This is a genomic window from Methylibium sp. (assembly GCF_013817365.1).
Classification (GTDB): Bacteria; Pseudomonadota; Gammaproteobacteria; order Burkholderiales; family Burkholderiaceae_C; genus Methylibium.
Window position 1 is genome coordinate 1 of sequence record NZ_JACDCU010000023.1, and the last position, 19,479, is coordinate 19,479.

The window sequence follows — 19,479 nt, forward strand, 5'->3', positions numbered from 1 at the left end:
CGAGTTGCGCTGGATCAGTGCGCCAGCGCTTGATGACGAACAGTCTGGCTCGCGTGACGTCCGTCCATCCTGACTGGAATTCGCAATGACACCGACGCGTCGGTCTCTGCCACGCTCAGCGAACGCCGGCGCGGCGCAGCGCCGACTTCAGGGCGTCGATCTCATCCAGCAGGTCGAGCACCAGCGCCGTGCCCGCGGGACCGAGTTCCAGGTCTCGCACGAGGCGCACGGCGGCGCGCGCGCGCCGCAGCGACACCCCGCTGAACTGCCAGTCGTCGGGTCCGCTGCCGGCGGGCTCGAGCACGCCTTCATCGACCAGCGCGATCAGCGGCGCCGCATCGCTGCGGCAGGCGCGGCACAGCTCCACGAACGTGAAGGACATCTCCTCCTCGACCAGCACGACATGGGCGAGGTGAACGATCGATCGGGGGTGGTCGGCCATGGCGCTCATGCCTTCAATGCGCTGCGGGGATCGAAATCCGGGAAGCTGCTCGCCAGCGAGGCGTAGGCATCCTTCGCCTCTTGCGTATCGGCCGGGGGCAGGGTGATGCCCAGCACCGCGTACAGGTCGCCGGGCGGCTTGCTCGGCAGGCCCTTGCCCTTGAGCCGCAGCTTGCGCCCGGACCGGGAGCCGGCGGGAACGCTGAGTTGTACGCTGCCGTCGGGCGTGGGCACCGTGGCGGTGGCACCGAGCGCCGCTTCCCACGGCGCCACGGCCAAGTCGAGGTAGACATCGCGACCATCGACCCGGAACAGCGGGTGCGGCCGCAACGCGATCTCCAGGTACAGGTCGCCCGCCGGGCCGCCACCGGGGTCGGCGCCGCCCTGGCCGGCCAGGCGAAGGTGCTGGCCTTCGCGCACGCCCTTCGGAATGCTCACCTCGAGCTGGCGTTCCTGCAGCGTGGCCAATCCCTGCGCATCGACATGCGGCATGCGCAGCGAGATCGTGCGTCGCGCGCCGCGGTAGGCGTCTTCGAGGTCGATCACGATTCTGGCGTGGTGGTCGCCGCCACTCGCAGGCGCGCCGGCACGCGAGCCGCCGGCGCCCCTGGCCTGGCGGCCGAACATCGCCGCGAAGAAGTCGCTGAAGTCGGCCTCCTCGCGCGCACCACCGCCGCCGCGGCCGCTGAACTCGAAGCCGCCGTCCCAGCCGGGCGGCGGCTTGAAGTCCTGCCCGCGCTCCTGGCGCCGGCCGATGTCGTCGTAGGCGGCACGCTTTTCAACGTCGCTCAGTGCTTCATAGGCCTCGGCCACTTCCTTGAAGCGCGCTTCGGCGTCGGGCTCCTTGCTGACATCGGGGTGGTATTTGCGGGCGAGCTTGCGGTAGGCGCGCTTGACCTCGTCGGGCGTGGCGCTGCGCTCCACACCGAGGGTTGCGTAGTAGTCCTTGAATTCCATGAATGCTGCCGTTTGTCATCGCCAGCAAACGGCAGGCCGGCTCGCGGTGCCGCGAATCTCATCATGGGCCGCGACCCGGCCAGCCGGCTTGATCCACCGCAAGCGGCGGCACGCTCGCGCAGCCTTGCGCCCCTGTCGGCAGGCCGGTTTCTTGATGCGGCTCAAGGGGCTGGAGAGAAACCGACCGACCATCGACAGCCCCACCTCACCCTGGAGATCGAAAGATGAAGATCCTGTTGGCGGTCGATGGCAGCGCCTACACCAAGCGCATGCTCGACTACATCGCCTCGCACGAGGAACTGCTCGGCCCCAGCCACGAGTACACGCTGTGCACGGCCGTCGCAGCCATCCCGCCGCATGCGGCACGCTTTCTCGACCAGGAGATGCTCGACGGCTACTACCGCGAACAGGCCGACGAGGTGCTGCAGCCGCTGAGTTCCTTCGTGGACCGACCGGGCTGGCGCATTCGCACGACCCACGTCATCGGGCATGCCGCCGATGCGATCGCTGAATTGGCTACGACGCAGCAGCACGACTTGATCGTGATGGGTGCGCGCGGACACTCGGCGCTCGCCACCGTCATCCTGGGGTCGGTCACGACCGGGGTGCTGGCCCGTTGCAAGGCGCCGGTGTTGCTGGTCCGCTGACGCCCTGGCGCATCGCCGCAGCCCGGTTGAGGATCCCAAGCCGCTTCGCGCGGCTTGTCTTTTGTTGACGCAGCGCAAACCCCGCTCGGGCCTTCACGGCGACATTGACCGTCTTCCCGAAGGAACGATCGATGGTCATTGCCAGCCCTGCGGATACACCGCTTGCTCCCGTCGCGGCGACACACGCCCGCCAGGCGCTGTCGGTGCTGATCGCCAGCACGCTGGCCTTCACCGTCTGCTTCATGGTCTGGATGATGTTCGGCGTGATCGGCATCCCGATCAAGCAGACGCTCAACCTCAACGCCACCGAGTTCGGTTTGCTGACCGCCACGCCGGTGTTGACCGGCTCGCTGGTGCGCGTGCCGCTCGGCATCTGGACCGACCGCTACGGCGGACGCATCGTGCTGTCGCTGCTGATGGCAATCACGGTGCCGGCGATCTGGCTGATGTCGTATGCCACGCAGTACTGGCACTTCCTCGTCATCGGCCTCGTCGTCGGCCTGGCCGGCGGATCGTTCTCGGTCGGCACGCCGTACGTCGCGCGCTGGTTCCCGAGGCACCGGCAGGGCTTTGCGATGGGCGTGTTCGGCGCCGGCAACTCGGGTGCGGCGGTCAACAAGTTCGTCGCACCGGCGCTGGTGGTCGCGTTCGGCTGGACCATGGTGCCGCAGGTCTATGCCGCGATCATGCTCGGCGCGCTCATCGTCTTCTGGCTGTTCAGCCACAGCGACCCGGCGCACCGGGTGCCCAGCCACGTCAAGTTCCGCGACCAGCTCCGGGCCCTGCGTGACCCGAAGGTGCTGAAGTACTGCCAGTACTACAGCATCGTGTTCGGCGGCTACGTCGCACTCAGCCTGTGGATGGTGCAGTACTACATCGGCGAGTACGGGCTGGACATCCGCGCCGCCGCCCTGCTCGCCGCCTGCTTCTCGCTGCCCGGCGGCGTGCTGCGCGCGCTCGGCGGCTGGGTATCGGACAAGTACGGTGCGCACAGCGTCACCTGGTGGGTGATGTGGGTGAGCTGGGTGTGCCTCTTCCTGCTCTCCTATCCGCAGACCGAGCTCACGATCCTCACCGCCAACGGCGCGAAGAGCTTCCACATCGGCCTGAACGTCTATGCCTTCACCGCGCTGATGTTTGTGCTGGGCATCGCCTGGGCGTTCGGCAAGGCCAGCGTCTTCAAGTACATCAGCGACGACTACCCGCACAACATCGGCGCCATCAGCGGCATCGTGGGTCTGGCCGGCGGCCTGGGCGGCTTCGTCCTGCCGATCCTGTTCGGCGCGTTGATGGACTTGACCGGCGTGCGTTCCAGCGCCTTCATGCTGATGTACGGCGTGGTCTGGGTATCGCTCATCTGGATGTACTGGACCGAGGTGCGTCGCACCGAGCTCATGGGCCCTCGCTCGCAGGCATTCGCCCGCTGAGCCGCTTACTCACCGCTGATCACGCCATGAACTCCACAACCACCGCCGCGGCATCGCCCCGGCCCGCCAGCGGCGCAGACATCGCCGACTGGCGTCCCGAAGACGAGGCGTTCTGGGAAGCCACCGGCAAGAAGGTCGCCTACCGCAACCTGTGGATCTCGGTGCCCGCGCTGCTGTGCGGCTTTGCGGTCTGGGGCATGTGGGGAATCATCACGGTGCAGATGCTCAACCTGGGCTTCCCGTTCAGCCCGGCCGAGCTGTTCTCGCTGACCGCCATTGCCGGTCTGGCAGGGGCCACGATGCGCATCCCGGCCTCGTTCCTGATCCGCCTGGCGGGCGGGCGCAACACCATCTTCCTGACCACCGCCATGCTGCTGGCCCCGGCCCTGGGCACCGGCATCGTGCTGCAGCACAAGGACTGGCCGCTGTGGGCCTTCCAGCTGATGGCGCTGTGGTCGGGCGTGGGCGGCGGCAACTTCGCCAGCTCGATGTCCAACATCAGCACCTTCTTCCCGAAGCGGCTGCAGGGCACGGCACTCGGCCTGAACGCGGGGCTGGGCAACTTCGGCGTCACGAGCATGCAGATCGTCATCCCGCTGGTGATGACGGTCGGCCTGCTGGGGAGCTTCGGCGGCGAGCCGATGCTGCTGCAGAACGACAGCGGCTGGCTCTTCGGCAAGATCCTGGCGGGCACACCCACCTGGATCCAGAACGCCGGCTTCGCCTGGGTGCTCTCACTGGTGCCGCTCGCCGTGCTGTGCTGGTTCGGCATGAACAACCTGAAGACGGTGTCGCCCGACACCGGCGGCACCATCGCCGCCTTCCTGAAGATCATCTGGCTGTACACGCTGTCCTTCGTGCCGGCGGGCATCGGCCTGTACCTGTACCTGCCCGCGCCCAGCGGCCTGGGGGTGCTGAACATGTGGCTGGCGATGCCGCTCATCATCGCAGGCACGCTGCTGGTGCTCAAGCTCACCGCCTTCGGCCCGATGAAGGACAGCATCGCGGCGCAGTTCAAGATTTTCCGCAACAAGCACACCTGGGCGCTGACCGCGCTGTACATCGTCACCTTCGGTTCGTTCATCGGTTTCTCGATGGCGCTGCCGCTGGCGATCAAGGTGATCTTCGGCGTCAGCCACATCCCCGACGCCAACGGCGTGATGCAGCACACGCTGAACAACCCGAACGCGCCCCCGGCGCTGACCTATGCGTGGATCGGGCCGTTCGTCGGCGCGCTGATCCGCCCGGTGGGTGGCTGGATCGCCGACAAGTTCGGCGGCTCCATCGTCACGCAGATCATCTCGGCGGTCATGGTGGCGGCCTCGGCCGCGGTGGGTTACGTGATGCTGCTGGCCTATCAATCTGCCACGCCGGAGCGGTACTTCCTGGTCTTCATGCTGCTGTTCGTGCTGCTGTTCGCCGCCAGCGGCATCGGCAACGGCTCCACCTTCCGCACTATCGCCGTGATCTTCGACCGCCAGCAGGCCGGGCCAGTGCTCGGCTGGACCTCGGCCGTGGCGGCCTATGGCGCCTTCATCGCACCGGTGGTGATCGGCGCGCAGATCAAGGCCGGCACGCCGGAGATGGCGATGTACGGCTTTGCGGTGTTCTACGCGCTGTGCCTGATGCTGAACTGGTGGTTCTACCTGCGTGCCAATGCTTACGTGAAGAACCCCTGAGCCGCAACGCACCCACTACCGAAGAAAACGGAGAGCCGCATGAGCCATTTCCTCGACCGACTGACCCACTTCTCCCGCCCGAAAGAGAGCTTCGCCGACGGCCACGGCCAGGCGAACGGCGAAGACCGCACCTGGGAAGACGCCTACCGCAACCGCTGGGCCCACGACAAGGTGGTGCGCTCGACCCACGGCGTGAACTGCACCGGTTCGTGCTCGTGGAAGATCTACGTCAAGGGCGGCATCGTCACCTGGGAGACCCAGCAGACCGACTACCCGCGCACCCGCTGGGACATGCCCAACCACGAGCCGCGCGGTTGCTCGCGCGGCGCGAGCTACAGCTGGTACCTGTACAGCGCCAACCGCGTCAAGTACCCGATGGTGCGCGGCCGCCTGCTCAGGCACTGGCGCGCGGCGCGCAAGGTGTTCGAGCCGGTCGAGGCCTGGGCGAGCATCGTTGCCGACGACGCCACGCGGCGCGACTACCAGAGCGTGCGCGGCCTCGGCGGCTTCGTGCGCTCGAGTTGGGACGAGGTGAACGAAATCGTCGCCGCCGCCAATGTCCACACCATCAAGAAGCATGGCGCCGACCGCGTGGTCGGCTTCTCGCCGATCCCGGCGATGTCGATGGTCAGCTACGCCGCGGGCTCGCGCTACCTGTCGCTGATCGGCGGCGTCAACCTGAGCTTCTACGACTGGTACTGCGACCTGCCGCCGTCGAGCCCGCAGGTCTGGGGCGAGCAGACCGACGTGCCGGAGTCGGCCGACTGGTTCAACTCCAGCTTCATCATCGCCTGGGGCTCGAACGTGCCGCAGACGCGCACCCCCGACGCGCATTTCTTCACCGAGGTTCGCTACAAGGGCACCAAGACGGTCGCGATCACGCCCGACTATTCCGAGGTCGCCAAGCTCTCCGACCTGTGGCTGCACCCCAAGCAAGGCACCGACGCCGCGGTGGCGATGGCCATGGGCCACGTGATCCTGAAGGACTTCTATTTCGGCGGCAACGGCCGGCCACGCTCGGCCTACTTCGACGACTACGCGCGCCGCTACACCGACCTGCCGATGCTGGTGATGCTCAAGGAGCACCGGCTCGGCAATGGCGATGTCGTCATGGTGCCCGACCGCTACGTGCGCGCGTCCGACTTTCACGGCAAGCTCGGGCAAGTCAACAACCCGGAATGGAAGACCGTCGCGTTCGATGCGATCGGCAAGGTGGTGTTGCCGCATGGTGCGATCGGCTTTCGCTGGGGGCCGGACGGCCGCACTGACGCCGGGCAGTGGAACCTGGAGTCCCGGGAAGCGCGCCACGGCGACGATGTGAAGCTGCGGCTGTCGGTGCTCGAAGGCGAGCACCCGAGCACCGACAGCGCCAAGGTCGGCTTCCCCTACTTCGGCGGAATCCCCCACGAGCACTTCACGAACAACGCGCAAGACGATGTGCTGGTGCGCACGGTGCCGGTGCAGCGCATCGCACTCGGCGAGGATGGCGACACGCGCGAGACGCTGGTCGCGACGGTGTTCGACCTGCAGGCGGCGCAGTACGGCGTGGCGCGCGGCCTGCCCGGTCTGAGCGACGAAGGGGCCGCCGCCGACTTCGACGACAACACGCCCTACACGCCGGCCTGGCAAGAACAAATCACGGGAGTGCCGCGCGACCAGATCATCACGGTGGCGCGCCAGTTCGCCGAGAACGCCGAGAAGACCGAGGGCCGTTCGATGGTGATCATCGGCGCCGGCATGAACCACTGGTACCACAGTGACATGAACTACCGCGGCGTCATCAACATGCTGTTGATGTGCGGCTGCATCGGCAAGAGCGGGGGTGGCTGGGCCCACTACGTCGGCCAGGAGAAGCTGCGCCCGCAGACCGGCTGGCTGCCGCTGGCCTTCGCGCTCGACTGGATACGCCCGCCGCGGCAGATGAACTCGACGAGCTTCTTCTACGCCCACACCGACCAGTGGCGCTACGAGAAGCTCGGCGTGGACGAGGTGCTGTCGCCGCTCGCTGACAAGACGCTCTACGGCGGCAGCATGATCGACTACAACGTGCGCGCCGAGCGCATGGGCTGGCTGCCTTCCGCGCCGCAGCTCCAGACCAACCCGATGCAGGTGGTGCGCGACGCCAAAACCGCCGGCCTGGACGCCAAGGACTACGTCGTCAAGTCGCTGCAGGACGGCTCGCTCAAGCTGAGCTGCGAAGACCCGGACCATCCGGACAACTGGCCGCGTTGCATGTTCGTGTGGCGCTCCAACATCATCGGCTCGTCGGGCAAGGGCCACGAGTATTTTCTGAAGCACCTCCTGGGCACGAGCAATGGTGTTCAAGGCAAGGACCTCGGGGCGGAGGAAGGCAAACCCACCGAAGTCGTCTGGCACGACCAGGCCCCCGAGGGCAAGCTCGACCTGCTGGTCACGCTCGACTTCCGCATGAGCACGACCTGCCTTTACTCCGACATCGTGCTGCCGACCGCCACCTGGTACGAGAAGAACGACCTCAACACCAGCGACATGCACCCCTTCATCCACCCGCTGTCCACCGCGGTGGACCCGGTGTGGCAATCGAAGAGCGACTGGGAGATCTACAAGGGCTTCGCCAAGAAGTTCAGCGAGGTCTGCGTCGGCCACCTCGGCGTGGAACGCGAGATGGTGCTGACACCGCTGATGCACGACTCGCCCAGCGAGCTGGCCCAGCCCTTCGAGGTGAAGGACTGGAAGCGCGGCGAATGCGAGCTGATCCCCGGCAAGACCGCGCCGCAGATGCAGGTGATCGAGCGCGACTACCCGAACGTGTTCAAACGCTTCTCAGCCGTTGGCCCGCTCTTGAACAAGGTCGGCAACGGCGGCAAGGGCATTGCCTGGAACACCGAGACCGAGGTCCGCCAGCTCGGCGAGTTGAACGGTTTCGTGAAGGAAGCAGGCGCAACGTTCGGCATGCCCCGCATCGACACCGACATCGATGCCTGCGAAATGGTGCTGCAGCTCGCCCCTGAAACCAACGGCCACGTCGCGGTGAAAGCCTGGGCCGCACTCGGCAAGCAGACCGGCCGCGAGCACACCCATCTGGCGCTGCACCGCGAAGACGAGAAGATCCGCTTTCGCGACATCCAGGCGCAGCCGCGCAAGATCATCAGCTCGCCGACCTGGAGCGGCATCGAATCGGAGACCGTCTCCTACAACGCCGGCTACACCAACGTGCACGAGCTGATCCCCTGGCGCACCCTCACCGGGCGCCAGCAGTTCTACCAGGATCACCCGTGGATGCTGGCCTTCGGCGAAGGCCTGGCCAGCTACCGCCCGCCGGTCAACCTGAAGGCGACCGCGGGCGTGCACGGCATCCGCTCCAACGGCAATGCCGAGATCCTGCTCAACTTCATCACGCCGCACCAGAAGTGGGGCATCCACTCGACCTACACCGATAACCTGCTGATGCTCACCCTGAGCCGTGGCGGCCCGATCGTCTGGCTCAGCGAAGACGACGCCAGGCTCATCGGCGTGGAAGACAACGACTGGGTCGAGCTCTACAACGTCAACGGCGCCATCGCCGCACGTGCGGTCGTCAGCCAGCGCATCAAACCCGGCATGGTGATGATGTATCACGCGCAGGAAAAGATCGTGAACACGCCGGGCTCGGAGATCACCGGCCAGCGCGGCGGCATTCACAACTCGGTGACCCGCATCGTGCTCAAGCCCACCCACATGATCGGCGGCTACGCGCAGCTCTCCTACGGCTTCAACTACTACGGAACCATCGGCACCAACCGCGACGAGTTCGTGGTCGTTCGCAAGATGGACAAGGTGGACTGGCTCGACACGCCGCGTGGCGACGAGCGCGCCGAAGAAGTGCAAAAACTGGGAGAAGCAGCATGAAGATCCGCGCGCAGATCGGCATGGTGCTCAATCTCGACAAGTGCATCGGCTGCCACACCTGCTCGGTCACCTGCAAGAACGTGTGGACCAGCCGGCCGGGCATGGAGTACGTCTGGTTCAACAACGTCGAGACCAAGCCCGGCATCGGCTACCCCAAGGAATGGGAGAACCAGGACAAGTGGAACGGCGGCTGGATCCGCAAAGCCAGCGGCAAGATCGAGCCGCGCCAGGGCGCGCGGTGGAAGCTGCTGATGAAGATCTTCGCCAACCCGAACATGCCGCAGATCGACGACTACTACGAGCCCTTCACCTTCGACTACGACCACCTGCAATCGGCCCCGGAAATGAAGGCGACGCCGACCGCACGCCCGCGCAGCCTGATCACCGGGCAGCGCATGGAGAAGATCGAGTGGGGTCCGAACTGGGAAGAGATCCTCGGCGGCGAGTTCGCCAAGCGCAGCAAGGACAAGAATTTCGAGGCCGGCTTCGAGCAAGCGCAGAAGGACATCTACGGCGAGTTCGAGAACACCTTCATGATGTACCTGCCGCGCCTGTGCGAGCACTGCCTGAACCCGGCCTGCGTGGCGAGCTGCCCCTCGGGCTCGATCTACAAGCGCGAGGAAGACGGCATCGTGCTGATCGACCAGGACAAATGCCGCGGCTGGCGCATGTGCGTCTCGGGCTGCCCGTACAAGAAGATCTACTACAACTGGAAGAGCGGCAAGGCCGAGAAATGCACCTTCTGCTACCCGCGCATCGAAGCCGGCCAGCCGACGGTGTGCAGCGAAACCTGCGTCGGCCGCATCCGCTACCTCGGCGTGCTGCTGTACGACGCCGACCGCATCCAGCAGGCCGCCAGCGTGGAGCACGACCGCGACCTGTACCAGGCGCAGCTCGACATCTTTCTCGACCCCTTCGACCCGGAGATCATCAATCAGGCCCGCATCGACAACATTCCCGATGGCTGGATGGACGCCGCACGCAAGAGCCCCGTCTACAAGATGGCGGTCGAGTGGAAGGTCGCCCTCCCCCTGCACCCCGAGTACCGCACCTTGCCGATGGTCTGGTACGTGCCGCCGCTCTCACCGATCACGGCGGCGGCCAACGCCGGGAAGGTCGGCAACAACGGCCTGATCCCCGACGTGAGCTCCTTGCGCATCCCCGTCAAGTACCTCGCCAACCTGCTGACCGCGGGCGACACCGAGCCGGTCGTGCGCGCGCTCGAACGCATGCTGGCGATGCGCGCCTACCAGCGCGAGAAGCATGTCGACGGACGCATCAACCTCGAAGCATTGACGCAGGTTGGGATGAGCCAAACCGAGGTCGAGGACATGTACCACGTGATGGCCATCGCCAACTACGAAGACCGCTTCGTGATCCCGACCACCCACCGCGAGTACGCCGAGAACACCTTCGACGTGCGCGGCGGCTGCGGCTTCACCTTCGGCAACGGCTGCTCCGACGGCAGCAGTGACGTGAGCCTGTTCGGCGGCAACCGCAAGCGCACGATCCCCATCAAGGCGGAGGTCTGAGCGATGAACCTCTTCAACCACCCTCCCCCGGTCGCCTCGAAAAGCCTGCGCGTGCTGGCCCGCCTGCTCGGCTATCCCGATGCGGCCCTGCGCGAGAACCTGCCGGCGCTGCGCGACGCGCTGCACGGCGAACGCGCCTTGTCGCCGCAGCGGCTCGCCGAGCAGGACGCCCTGATCGCTGCGATCGAGCGTGCGGCGCCGCTCGAGGCGGAAGCCGACTACGTGCAACTCTTCGACCGCGGCCGCGCCACCTCGCTGCACCTGTTCGAGCATGTGCACGGCGACTCGCGCGAGCGCGGGCCGGCGATGATCGATCTGGCGCAGACCTACGAAGCGGCGGGCCTGTATCTCGCCGAAGATGAGCTGCCCGACTTCTTGCCGGTGGTGCTCGAATTCACCTCGACGCAGCCGCCGGCCGAGGCGCGCGCTTTCCTGGCCGAGATGGCGCACATCTTCAACGCGATCTTCGCCGCGCTGCAGCAGCGCGGCAGCGCCTACGCCGGCGTGCTCGGGGCCCTGCTGGAGCTGGCCGGAGAGAAGGCGCAGCCGGTGCAGGTGGCGCCCGAGGAACCGATCGACGCGGTCTGGCAGGAGCCGGTCGTCTTCGACGGTTGCTCGACCAAGGGCCAGGCGCGGCCCGAGCAGCCTCAACCGATCCACATCGTCCGCAAGGCCGACTCCGTCCAAGGAGCGCGAGCATGAAATACCCCGTGTCAATCTGCATTCGGCGGGCCGAGCGCCGGGCCGCTCCCAAGCCGGCCCGCATCCCCTCGGGGGATCGGCGAACGTACTCGTTCGACGAGGGGCTCCAATGACCACATTGCACGGCTTTCTCTTCGGCGCCTATCCGTACGTCTGCTTGACGGTGTTCCTGCTCGGCAGCCTGATCCGCTTCGACCGCGACCAGTACACCTGGAAGAGCGACTCGTCGCAGCTGCTACGCCCCGGGCTGCTGCGCTGGGGCAGCAACCTGTTCCACGTCGGCATCCTGTTCCTGTTCTTCGGTCACCTGATCGGGCTGCTGGCGCCGCACGCCTTCTACAGCCAGTTCATGGAAGCGCCGCTCAAACAAAGAATCGCCATCTGGTCGGGCGGCGCCTTCGGCGTGCTGTGTTTCATCGGCCTGACGATGCTCATCTACCGACGAATCTTCGATGCGCGCATCCGCTATACCAGCCATCGCACGGATCTTGCGATCCTGGTGATCCTGTGGGTGCAGCTCGTGGTCGGGCTGATCACGCTGCCGCTTTCCTGGTCGCATTCCGACGGCAGCGTGATGCTGATCCTGGCCGATTGGGCGCAGCGCATCCTGACCTTGCGCGCCGTCGACGCCGAGGCGCTGGCCGGGCTGCCCTGGCCCTACCTGTTCCATGTCGTGTTCGGCATGACGATCTTCCTGCTGTTCCCGTTCAGCCGCCTGGTCCACGTGTGGAGCGGCTTCGCATCGGTCGGCTACCTGTTCCGCCCCTACCTGGTCGTGCGCAGCCGGCGCATGAACGTGCCGGCCGGCCACAACCAGCCGCGCCGCCCCGGTGCGGGCCACTGAAGGAGACGCCATGCGAGTCGAACACGTCGATCTCAGCACCCCGCAGCGGCCGCCGGGCGTGGCCCGCATCAACGGTGTGGCGCTGCATGCGCCGAGCGAGGCGCTGTCCGCGGACGAGCTGCGCCAGCGCGCCTGCACCGAGCTGCTGCGCCAGGCCGCGCAAGCGGCAGGATTCCTCGATGCAGCCGACGCCTGCGGAGCCGACGGGGCCACGAGCGAGGCCGCCACCGCCGCGATCGAGGCCTTGCTCGAGCGAGCGGTCCCGCTGCCCGAGCCGTCGCAGGAGGCGTGCCGTCGCTACTACGCTGCCCACGAGCCTTTGTATCGCACCGGCGAGCAGGTGCGCGTGCGGCACGTCCTGTTCGCGGTGACACCGGGTGTCGACGTGGTCGCCCTGCGCAAACGGGCCGAGATGGCGATGCTGGAGGTGCGCTGCTTCGACGGCAGCGCGGCGCCGAGCTTCGACGCGGTGGCGGCCAAGCTCTCGAACTGCCCGAGCGGCGCCTCGGGCGGAGACCTCGGCTGGCTCACCAGCGCCGACTGCGCGCCGGAGTTCGCCCGCGAGCTGTTCGCAAGCAAAGAGGTCGGCGTGCTGCCGCGGCTGGTGCACAGCCGTTTCGGACTGCACGTGGTCGAGGTGCTCGAGCGCGAGGCGGGCACGCAGCAACCCTTCGAGTCGGTGCGCGGCGCGGTCGAGACCGCGCTGCGTCAGCAGGTCTTCGTCGCGGCGATGCGGCAGTTCTTGCAGGTGCTGGCGGGGCAGGCGCAGGTCGAGGGGGTGGACCTCGACGCGGCGCAGACGCCGTTGGTGCAGTGAGGCGTGGCCGGACCCTTTGCAACGAGGTCCGGTGCCTGGTTCTCGCCAATCCTCAAGCCGCCTTGAGATCCTCCAAGGGCCCGAAGAACTCGTAGCGGAGTTGCTGCTCCGGCACGCCCAGCGCCAAGCCGTGCGCCAGGACCGCCCGCATGAAGGCTTTCGGGCCCAGGAAGTAGAGGTCGACGTTCCTGTCCGCGGGCAATGCCTTGGCCAGCAGCTCTTTCGTCAAGAAGCCCGTGGCGTGAGGCCGGTCGGCTGCGCGCGGCTCCTCGTAGATGTAGAGCGGCTTCACATTGGAGTGTTCGGCAGCGAGGGCGTCGACCCGATCCCGGAAAGCATGCACGCCGCCATGGCGCGCGGCGTGAATGAACCGAATCGGCCGGCCGGTCGGCGCCGCTGCTTCCAGCATGCTCATGGCAGGAGTAATACCGACGCCTCCCGTGACCAGCAGAAGAGGACGGTGGTTTGCAGTCGGTCCATCGAGCGTGAAGTCGCCGCATGGCGCCTGGACGCGAAGTCGTGTACCGACCGTCGCGTGCTCGTGCAGCCAAGTGGACACGCGCCCACCGTCCTCTCGCTTGACGCTGATGCGGTACCAAGCCTTGCCCGGAGCGTCCGACAACGAGTAGTTGCGCCGCATCGCTTGGCCATCGACGGAAAGTACCAGGGTCAGATACTGACCCGGCATGAAAGCCAGCAGTGCCTCGCCATCCAGCGGCTCCAAGTAGAACGACGTGATGAGCTCGCTCTCCTCCTGACGGCGTGCGACGCGGAAGTCGCGCTCGCCGCGCCAGCCGCCGGGGCGTTTCTCATTGGCGTGGTAGACCTCCTCTTCGGCGGCGATGAGCAGGTCGGCCAAGGCCCCATAGGCCTCGCCCCAGGCTTTGATGATGTCGTCGGTCGCGACGTCGCCCAACACTTCCTTGATCGCTCTGAGCAGGCAGCTGCCCACGATCGGGTAGTGCTCCGGCAGCACGCCGAGTGCGGCATGCTTTTGAATGATTCGCGGCAGAGCGCCTGCGATTTCCTCGAGGCGGTCGATGTGCGCCGCATAAGCGAGTACGGCGCCGGCCAACGCCCGGGCCTGCGTTCCCTTGGCTTGATGCGACTCATTGAAGAAGGCCTTGACCTCGGGGTGGTTCGCGAACATGAGCTTGTAGAAGTGGCTCGTGATCGCCTCACCTTGCTGCTGAAGGACGGGCACCGTGGCCTTGACGAGAGAGATGGTCTGGGCAGAAAACATGGAGGGCGCCTGAAGGGTAGTGAACGGATGCCAAGACTCACTCACGATCCGTGCCTGGTCGAAGCGCTCGCTAAGCCATTGTTTTCTCTGATGAAATTCTCGCTGTGGTCCAATCGACAACTTGATTCGTTGTTCTGATGACCACGGAGAGTCGATTTTGACAACAACCCTGCCCGGTGCTTCCGAAACCGAAGAAGGCCGCTACCAGGCGCTGCTGACAGCGGCCCGCGACGTCGTGCATTGCGATGCTGCAGCGCTGTTGCGTTTGGATGGCGATGCATTGACGCCGGTGGCCATAGACGGCCTGAGCCACGAGGCGCTGGGGCGTCGCTTTCCGGTGGCAGCGCATCCGCGATTGGCTCGTTTGCTCGGCACCCACGGCGGATTGCGCTTCCCGCGCGACTGCTCCATGCCGGACCCGTATGACGGCCTGGTGGCCGGACAGCCCGAGCTTCTTGCCGTGCACGACTGCATGGGGGCGCCGCTCTTCCTGCGCGGCAAGTTGTGGGGCTTGCTGACGCTCGATGCCCTCGAACCGACCGCCTTCGACAACGTGAGCCCGTCGCAGCTGCAGGCCTTGGTCAGACTCGTCGAGACCGGCCTTGACGCGACCGACACCATTCGCCAGATGGAGGAACGCGCGGCACGTGAGCGCGCCGTCGCGCACGCCTTGAATTCGGGCCGGATGACGACCCGGAACCTGCTCGGTACCAGCCCCGCAATGCAGCGGCTGCGCAGCGAGATCGACGCCGTCGCCGTTTCAGACCTGACGGTGTTGTTGCTTGGGGAAACGGGTGTCGGCAAGGACTTGGTTGCACAGCGCTTGCACGCCAGCTCGCATCGCAAAGACCGGCCGATGGTTCAGGTCAACTGCGCGGCCTTGCCCGAAACACTCGCTGACAGCGAACTGTTCGGACACAAGCGAGGCGCGTTCACTGGGGCGGTGCAGGACCGAACCGGCAAGTTCGAACTGGCCGACGGTGGCACGCTGTTCCTGGATGAGATCGGTGAACTGCCCTTGTCTGTGCAGGCGAAGCTGCTGCGCGTGCTGCAAGGCGGCGAAGTACAACGCCCGGGCAGTGACAAGACGCTGACGGTCGACGTTCGAGTCATCGCGGCCACCAATCGAGACCTGCCTGCGGCCATTGCGCAAGGGCGCTTCCGCGCCGACCTTTACCACCGCCTGTCGGTATACCCCTTGGTCGTGCCCCCATTGCGCGAACGTGGCCGCGACGTGCTTGCGCTCGCCGGCTGGTTCTTGGAGGAGAACCAGCATCGACTCGGTGCGCGCAACCTGCGTCTCTCGCCGGCGGCGAAGTCGGTCCTGCTCGCTCACACATGGCTCGGCAACGTGCGCGAACTCGAGCACGTGATCAGCCGCGCTGCGCTGCGTGCCTTCAGTGAGCAGGGTCGCAGTGGCCGGTGGGTCGCCATCGAGCCGACGCACTTGGCACTCGGCTCCCACAGCCCTTTGTCCGTCGCCCTCGGGTCGCCCATACCGCGCGATGAGCCGAAGGACGGCGTCCAATACCGCTCATTGCCCGGCCTGACCCTCCGCGATGCGACGCAGGCGTTTCAGCGGCAGTGGCTTGAGGCAGCCCTGAGCCGACATGGCGGTCACGTGAGCAATGCCGCTAAAGAAGCCGGCATGGACAAGAGCAACTTCCATCGCTTGCTGCGGCGGCTGGTAGTGCTCCAAAGCAACCCGAAGATGCCTCCATAAACTTAGCCCCCGCCCCCGAAGGCCACGCCAAACGCGACGGCCTCTCGGATCTCGGACGAAGGCCTGAGTCTCGATGGCCGCCTGCCACCCGGCCTTGATCTGCATCAAACCCCGCCACGCCCATGCTGGCTAGAGTGCTTGCAATGGCACTGCTGCACGCGAACCGGGACAAGCGATCGCCGTGCAAGCGCTGACGGCCGGTCTGCCGACCTCGGTGACTCACGCCATCCTCGAGACGCAATCGCTGGAGCTTCATGGCCAACGCCCCGAACGATTGGGACCCCAGGTCCGAGGCGCTGCTTGCCGATCAGATTGCCGGCTATGACGCCATGCGGCAGCGCTGCCTCGGGCTGGGCTTCATCGTCAGCATGATGATGGTTCACGCACCGGTGATCCTGTCGGCCGTCGCCCGCGTCAAGCTGCAGTTCGGCGTCTTCCTTTATGTGCGCTCCGCGGGGCCGGGGGACGCTTCGGGCGGCTGTGCGCAACCTCGAGACACTCAGCCATGACGCCCTTCTCCAAGATTGGAGAACCGCCGCACCGGCCGGTCACCGTGCCGAGCTTCGCGCTCTGGCAGCTCGGTTTTCGCCCCTTCTACCTGCTGGCGAGCGTGTTCGCCGCGCTGTCGATCGCGCTGTGGGCGCTGCAGTTCGCAGGCCTGCTCGGCGGCGCCTACCTGCAGGGGCCGCTGTGGCATGCGCACGAGATGCTGTTCGGCTTCGCGCTCGCGGTGCTGGTGGGCTTTCTGTTCACGGCGGGGCGCAACTGGTCGAATCGTCCGACCCCGACCGGCGCGTGGCTGGCGGCCTTGGTGGCGCTCTGGGCGGCAGGGCGCGTGCTCGTGCTCACGCCTTTCGGCTGGGCAGCCGCGATCGTCAACGCCGCATTTCCGCTCGCCGCGGCGATTGCGCTGGCCATTCCCTTCATCGCCTCACGCAGTCGCCGCAACTACTTCTTCGTCGGCGTGTTGCTGATGATGTCGGCGGCCGTGCTGGCGGTGCACCTGGAGCAGCTCGGCGTGCTGCAGATTCCCGGCTGGATCGGCATCCAGCTCGCGCTCGACGGCATGCTCTTCATCATGGCCGTGATGGGCGGCCGGGTGATCCCGATGTTCACCAACAACGGTGTGCCGGGCGCGAACGCCACCCGTCGCCCTGCGCTCGAGAAAGCCGCGCTCGGGACGGTGCTCGCGCTGCTGCTCGCCGATGCACTGCAGTTGCGCGGCGCCCCCTTGGCCGCATTGGCAGGCATCTGCGCGGCCGCGCATCTCGCCCGCTGGACGCTGTGGCAGCCGTGGAAGACGCGCCGCGCACCGATGGTCTGGGTGCTGCACGCCGCCTACGCCTGGATACCGCTGCACCTCGCGCTGCGCGGCCTGGCGGAGATGGGCTGGGTGACGCCGTCGGTGGCCACCCATGCGTTGACGGTGGGCGCCATCGGCGCTCTGATGATCGGCATGATGACGCGCACCGTGCTGGGCCACACCGGCCGGCCGCTGCGGGCCGGCCGGGCCGACGTCGCCTGCTACCTGCTCGTGCTCGGCGCGGCGCTCGTGCGCGTGTTCGTGCCGCTGATCGCGCCGGCACTGACGGTGCATGCCGTGCTGTGCTCGGCCGCGCTGTGGTCCGCAGGCTTCGCCTTGTATGCGCTGCACTACGGGCCAATGCTCATCCGCCCGCGCGTCGACGGGCGGCCCGGCTGAGCCTTGGACTACGCGTCCTCGAGATGATCCACCAGGCCGCCGTCGCGCTCTCGGTGACGGGCTTCCTCACGCGCAGCCTCGGCCGCAGCGTGGCTCGCCGCGCTGGCGACCTTCGTCGCCATCGTCTCGGTGCGCTCACCAAGAACCCGCTCGGCGTTCTCGGGCATTGACGCAGCGCAAACCCGCTCGGGCCGCTCGCAGCGACGATCACGCGATGGACAACACCTTGGTATTCGACCAGCTGCTGCAAGCCGCAGCGGCGCAGCCCGATCCGCAACGGCTGCTCTTCGTTTTTGCCGCCGCCGAACTGCCGGACGACGCAACGCCCGCGCAGCGCGAGCGCTTTGCCGCCGGTGAAGGAGGCAGCCTGACGCCGATGATGTGCATCGACAAGGGGCTGGACCAGTTGACGGACTTCGGCGCACTGGTCGCCGAATCGGAAGAAGCCGGCCCGCCCTGGCAAGTGATGTTCGCGGCCGGGCTGGCCGGCCACGATGGTCAGCCGCCAACCGAAGCGCAAATCGAGCACGCGCTGCAGAGCATGGCCGAGCGCGTGCGCGCCGGCATGGTCGAGAGCCTTCTGGCGCTCGACCGGCAGGGGGAGGCGCTGAGCTTCGCCTGAATTGACCGTCTCGAGGGTCAAAGGAATCGCATGCCTCACCTCACCACCCGCATCATCCGCGAAGAGCATCGCGCGCTCTCGGCCATGTTGCGCTCCATCCTGTCGCTGCTGGCGCAGCACCGGCTCTCACGCACGCTGCCCGATTTCACCGCCTTGCGGGCGATGCTGTTCTACGTCGACGAGTTCCCGGAAAAGCGGCATCACCGCAAGGAATCGGAGCTGTTCTTTCCGAAGTTGCGTGCGCGCACCCCGATGTCGCGCGACCTTCTCGATCACCTCGACGCAGATCACGGACGCGGCGAGCGCCGGGTCCGCGATCTGGAGCATGAGCTCCTGGGCTTCGAGATGCTGGGCGAGCCACGCCGCGTGGCCTTCGAGCAGGCGGCCGAGCGCTACGTGGATTTCTACCTCGCCCACATGGCGCTAGAGGAACAGCAAGTCTTTCCGCTCGCCGAACGGGTGCTGACACCGCAGGACTGGGCCGAACTCGACGAGGCGTTCGCCGCCAACCGCGACCCCCTGACCGGCCACGAACCCGAGGCCGAGTACCAGGCGCTGTTCACACGCATCGTTAACCTGCTGCCCGAGCCGATCGACTTGGGCAGCGTGAAGGGATGAAGCCGCAGGCGCTCACGATCTCATGGAAGAACGATCGGATCGTGTCGCAAGCACCTGCGCTCGATTTCGATCAAGTCGCCCTTCCGCTCGAACGCCGAACCGCGGCGCGCCGGCGTGTCGCAGGCCGCCGCATTGAAGTAGCGCAAGGCCGATCGCGACGCTTGCAGCAATCCACCCGAGCGCCGCATGGCGCGGACACCGCGCAATGAACTATCGAAGCCTCCTCGTCCTGCTCGACGGTGAACCGCGCTGCGATGCGCGCGTTGATCTCGCGGCATGTTTCGCGGTGGCGCATGGCAGCCACCTCATCGGCGTGGCGCCCACGGGCGTCATCGGACTCGGCTCGGGTTTGGGCGCCGCGGCGCGGTACGTCGAAGACGCCGCCCGCGCGCGAAGCGACGCCATCGACCACGCGGGCCGATGGGCGGACCGGTTCCAGGCCCGTTGCCGCGCGGCGGGCGTGGCCTCGCTGGAAGCCGACGCTCACGAAGGTGATCCGCTCGTGGCTGTGCTGCACCATGCACATTGCGCCGACGTGGCGGTCATCGGCCAGGCCGATCCCGCCAGCCCTGCGTACCGGGACGAACAACGCTTCGTCGAACAGGTGCTGCTCCACAGCGCCCGGCCGACCTTGATCGTGCCCTGCTCTGGACACATC

At 66.7% G+C, this 19,479-nt stretch carries 17 protein-coding genes and 1 pseudogene; 14 read left to right on the plus strand and 4 right to left on the minus strand.

Features of this window, described 5'->3' with window-relative positions; genetic code table 11:
• Positions 1–115 precede the first annotated feature (115 nt).
• Together H0W38_RS03085 and H0W38_RS03090 are read right to left on the minus strand one after the other, a co-directional pair.
• Positions 116–442, minus strand: a complete 327-nt coding sequence (locus H0W38_RS03085; protein ID WP_367161572.1) for a chaperone modulator CbpM — start codon at positions 440–442, stop codon at positions 116–118.
• Between the two features lie 5 nt (positions 443–447).
• Entirely contained in the window at positions 448–1,398 is a 951-nt protein-coding gene (locus H0W38_RS03090; RefSeq protein ID WP_292451107.1) for a DnaJ C-terminal domain-containing protein, read from the minus strand.
• Positions 1,399–1,622: 224 nt separating this feature from the next.
• On the opposite strand from H0W38_RS03090, the gene H0W38_RS03095 reads away from it, so the two are divergent.
• The 8 genes from H0W38_RS03095 (at position 1,623) to H0W38_RS03130 (ending at position 12,913) form a co-directional block, all read left to right on the plus strand.
• Entirely contained in the window at positions 1,623–2,045 is a 423-nt protein-coding gene (locus H0W38_RS03095) for a universal stress protein (protein WP_292451108.1), read from the plus strand.
• A gap of 131 nt (positions 2,046–2,176) precedes the next feature.
• Positions 2,177–3,472, plus strand: a complete 1,296-nt coding sequence (locus H0W38_RS03100; protein ID WP_292451109.1) for a nitrate/nitrite transporter — start codon at positions 2,177–2,179, stop codon at positions 3,470–3,472.
• Between the two features lie 26 nt (positions 3,473–3,498).
• Entirely contained in the window at positions 3,499–5,151 is a 1,653-nt protein-coding gene (locus H0W38_RS03105; protein WP_292451111.1) for an MFS transporter, read from the plus strand.
• A gap of 39 nt (positions 5,152–5,190) precedes the next feature.
• Positions 5,191–9,018: a nitrate reductase subunit alpha gene (locus H0W38_RS03110; protein WP_292451112.1), complete on the plus strand. Its 3,828-nt coding sequence runs from the start codon at positions 5,191–5,193 to the stop codon at positions 9,016–9,018.
• Positions 9,015–10,550, plus strand: a complete 1,536-nt coding sequence (gene narH, locus H0W38_RS03115; protein ID WP_292451114.1) for a nitrate reductase subunit beta — start codon at positions 9,015–9,017, stop codon at positions 10,548–10,550. The genes H0W38_RS03110 and narH overlap by 4 nt, the downstream gene beginning before the upstream one ends.
• 3 nt (positions 10,551–10,553) lie before the next feature.
• Positions 10,554–11,252, plus strand: coding sequence for a nitrate reductase molybdenum cofactor assembly chaperone (narJ, locus tag H0W38_RS03120; RefSeq protein WP_292451116.1), 699 nt, complete (start codon positions 10,554–10,556; stop codon positions 11,250–11,252).
• Between the two features lie 109 nt (positions 11,253–11,361).
• Positions 11,362–12,096: a respiratory nitrate reductase subunit gamma gene (gene narI, locus H0W38_RS03125; protein ID WP_292451117.1), complete on the plus strand. Its 735-nt coding sequence runs from the start codon at positions 11,362–11,364 to the stop codon at positions 12,094–12,096.
• A 10-nt stretch (positions 12,097–12,106) separates the two neighbouring features.
• A complete protein-coding gene (locus tag H0W38_RS03130) occupies positions 12,107–12,913 on the plus strand; it encodes a peptidylprolyl isomerase (protein ID WP_292451119.1) in 807 nt (268 codons plus the stop codon).
• A 52-nt stretch (positions 12,914–12,965) separates the two neighbouring features.
• Here the strand turns inward: H0W38_RS03130 and hmpA are convergent, their stop codons facing one another.
• Complete coding sequence (gene hmpA, locus H0W38_RS03135) at positions 12,966–14,156, minus strand: NO-inducible flavohemoprotein (RefSeq protein WP_292451121.1); 1,191 nt, start codon at positions 14,154–14,156, stop codon at positions 12,966–12,968.
• A 157-nt stretch (positions 14,157–14,313) separates the two neighbouring features.
• Here hmpA and norR point away from each other — a divergent pair, with 157 nt between their 5' ends.
• The 3 genes from norR to H0W38_RS03150 all read left to right on the plus strand — a co-directional run bounded on the left by norR (position 14,314) and on the right by H0W38_RS03150 (position 17,581).
• On the plus strand, positions 14,314–15,879 hold the full coding sequence (norR, locus tag H0W38_RS03140; RefSeq protein WP_292451123.1) for a nitric oxide reductase transcriptional regulator NorR: 1,566 nt from the start codon (positions 14,314–14,316) through the stop codon (positions 15,877–15,879).
• Between the two features lie 254 nt (positions 15,880–16,133).
• Positions 16,134–16,388, plus strand: coding sequence for a hypothetical protein (locus tag H0W38_RS03145; RefSeq protein WP_292451125.1), 255 nt, complete (start codon positions 16,134–16,136; stop codon positions 16,386–16,388).
• Entirely contained in the window at positions 16,385–17,581 is a 1,197-nt protein-coding gene (locus tag H0W38_RS03150; RefSeq protein WP_292451126.1) for an NnrS family protein, read from the plus strand. Before H0W38_RS03145 ends, H0W38_RS03150 begins: the two co-directional genes overlap by 4 nt.
• 8 nt (positions 17,582–17,589) lie before the next feature.
• Here the strand turns inward: H0W38_RS03150 and H0W38_RS03155 are convergent, their stop codons facing one another.
• Entirely contained in the window at positions 17,590–17,748 is a 159-nt protein-coding gene (locus H0W38_RS03155) for a hypothetical protein (protein WP_292451128.1), read from the minus strand.
• A gap of 47 nt (positions 17,749–17,795) precedes the next feature.
• Here H0W38_RS03155 and H0W38_RS03160 point away from each other — a divergent pair, with 47 nt between their 5' ends.
• The 3 genes and pseudogenes from H0W38_RS03160 to H0W38_RS03170 all read left to right on the plus strand — a co-directional run.
• Positions 17,796–18,203 carry a ribonucleotide reductase subunit alpha gene (locus H0W38_RS03160; RefSeq protein ID WP_292451130.1) on the plus strand — a complete coding sequence of 136 codons (408 nt, stop codon included), beginning with the start codon at positions 17,796–17,798 and terminating at the stop codon, positions 18,201–18,203.
• 30 nt (positions 18,204–18,233) lie between these two features.
• Entirely contained in the window at positions 18,234–18,821 is a 588-nt protein-coding gene (locus tag H0W38_RS03165; protein WP_292451132.1) for a hemerythrin domain-containing protein, read from the plus strand.
• A 205-nt stretch (positions 18,822–19,026) separates the two neighbouring features.
• A pseudogene (locus tag H0W38_RS03170) lies at positions 19,027–19,479 on the plus strand (hypothetical protein); the annotation flags it as partial.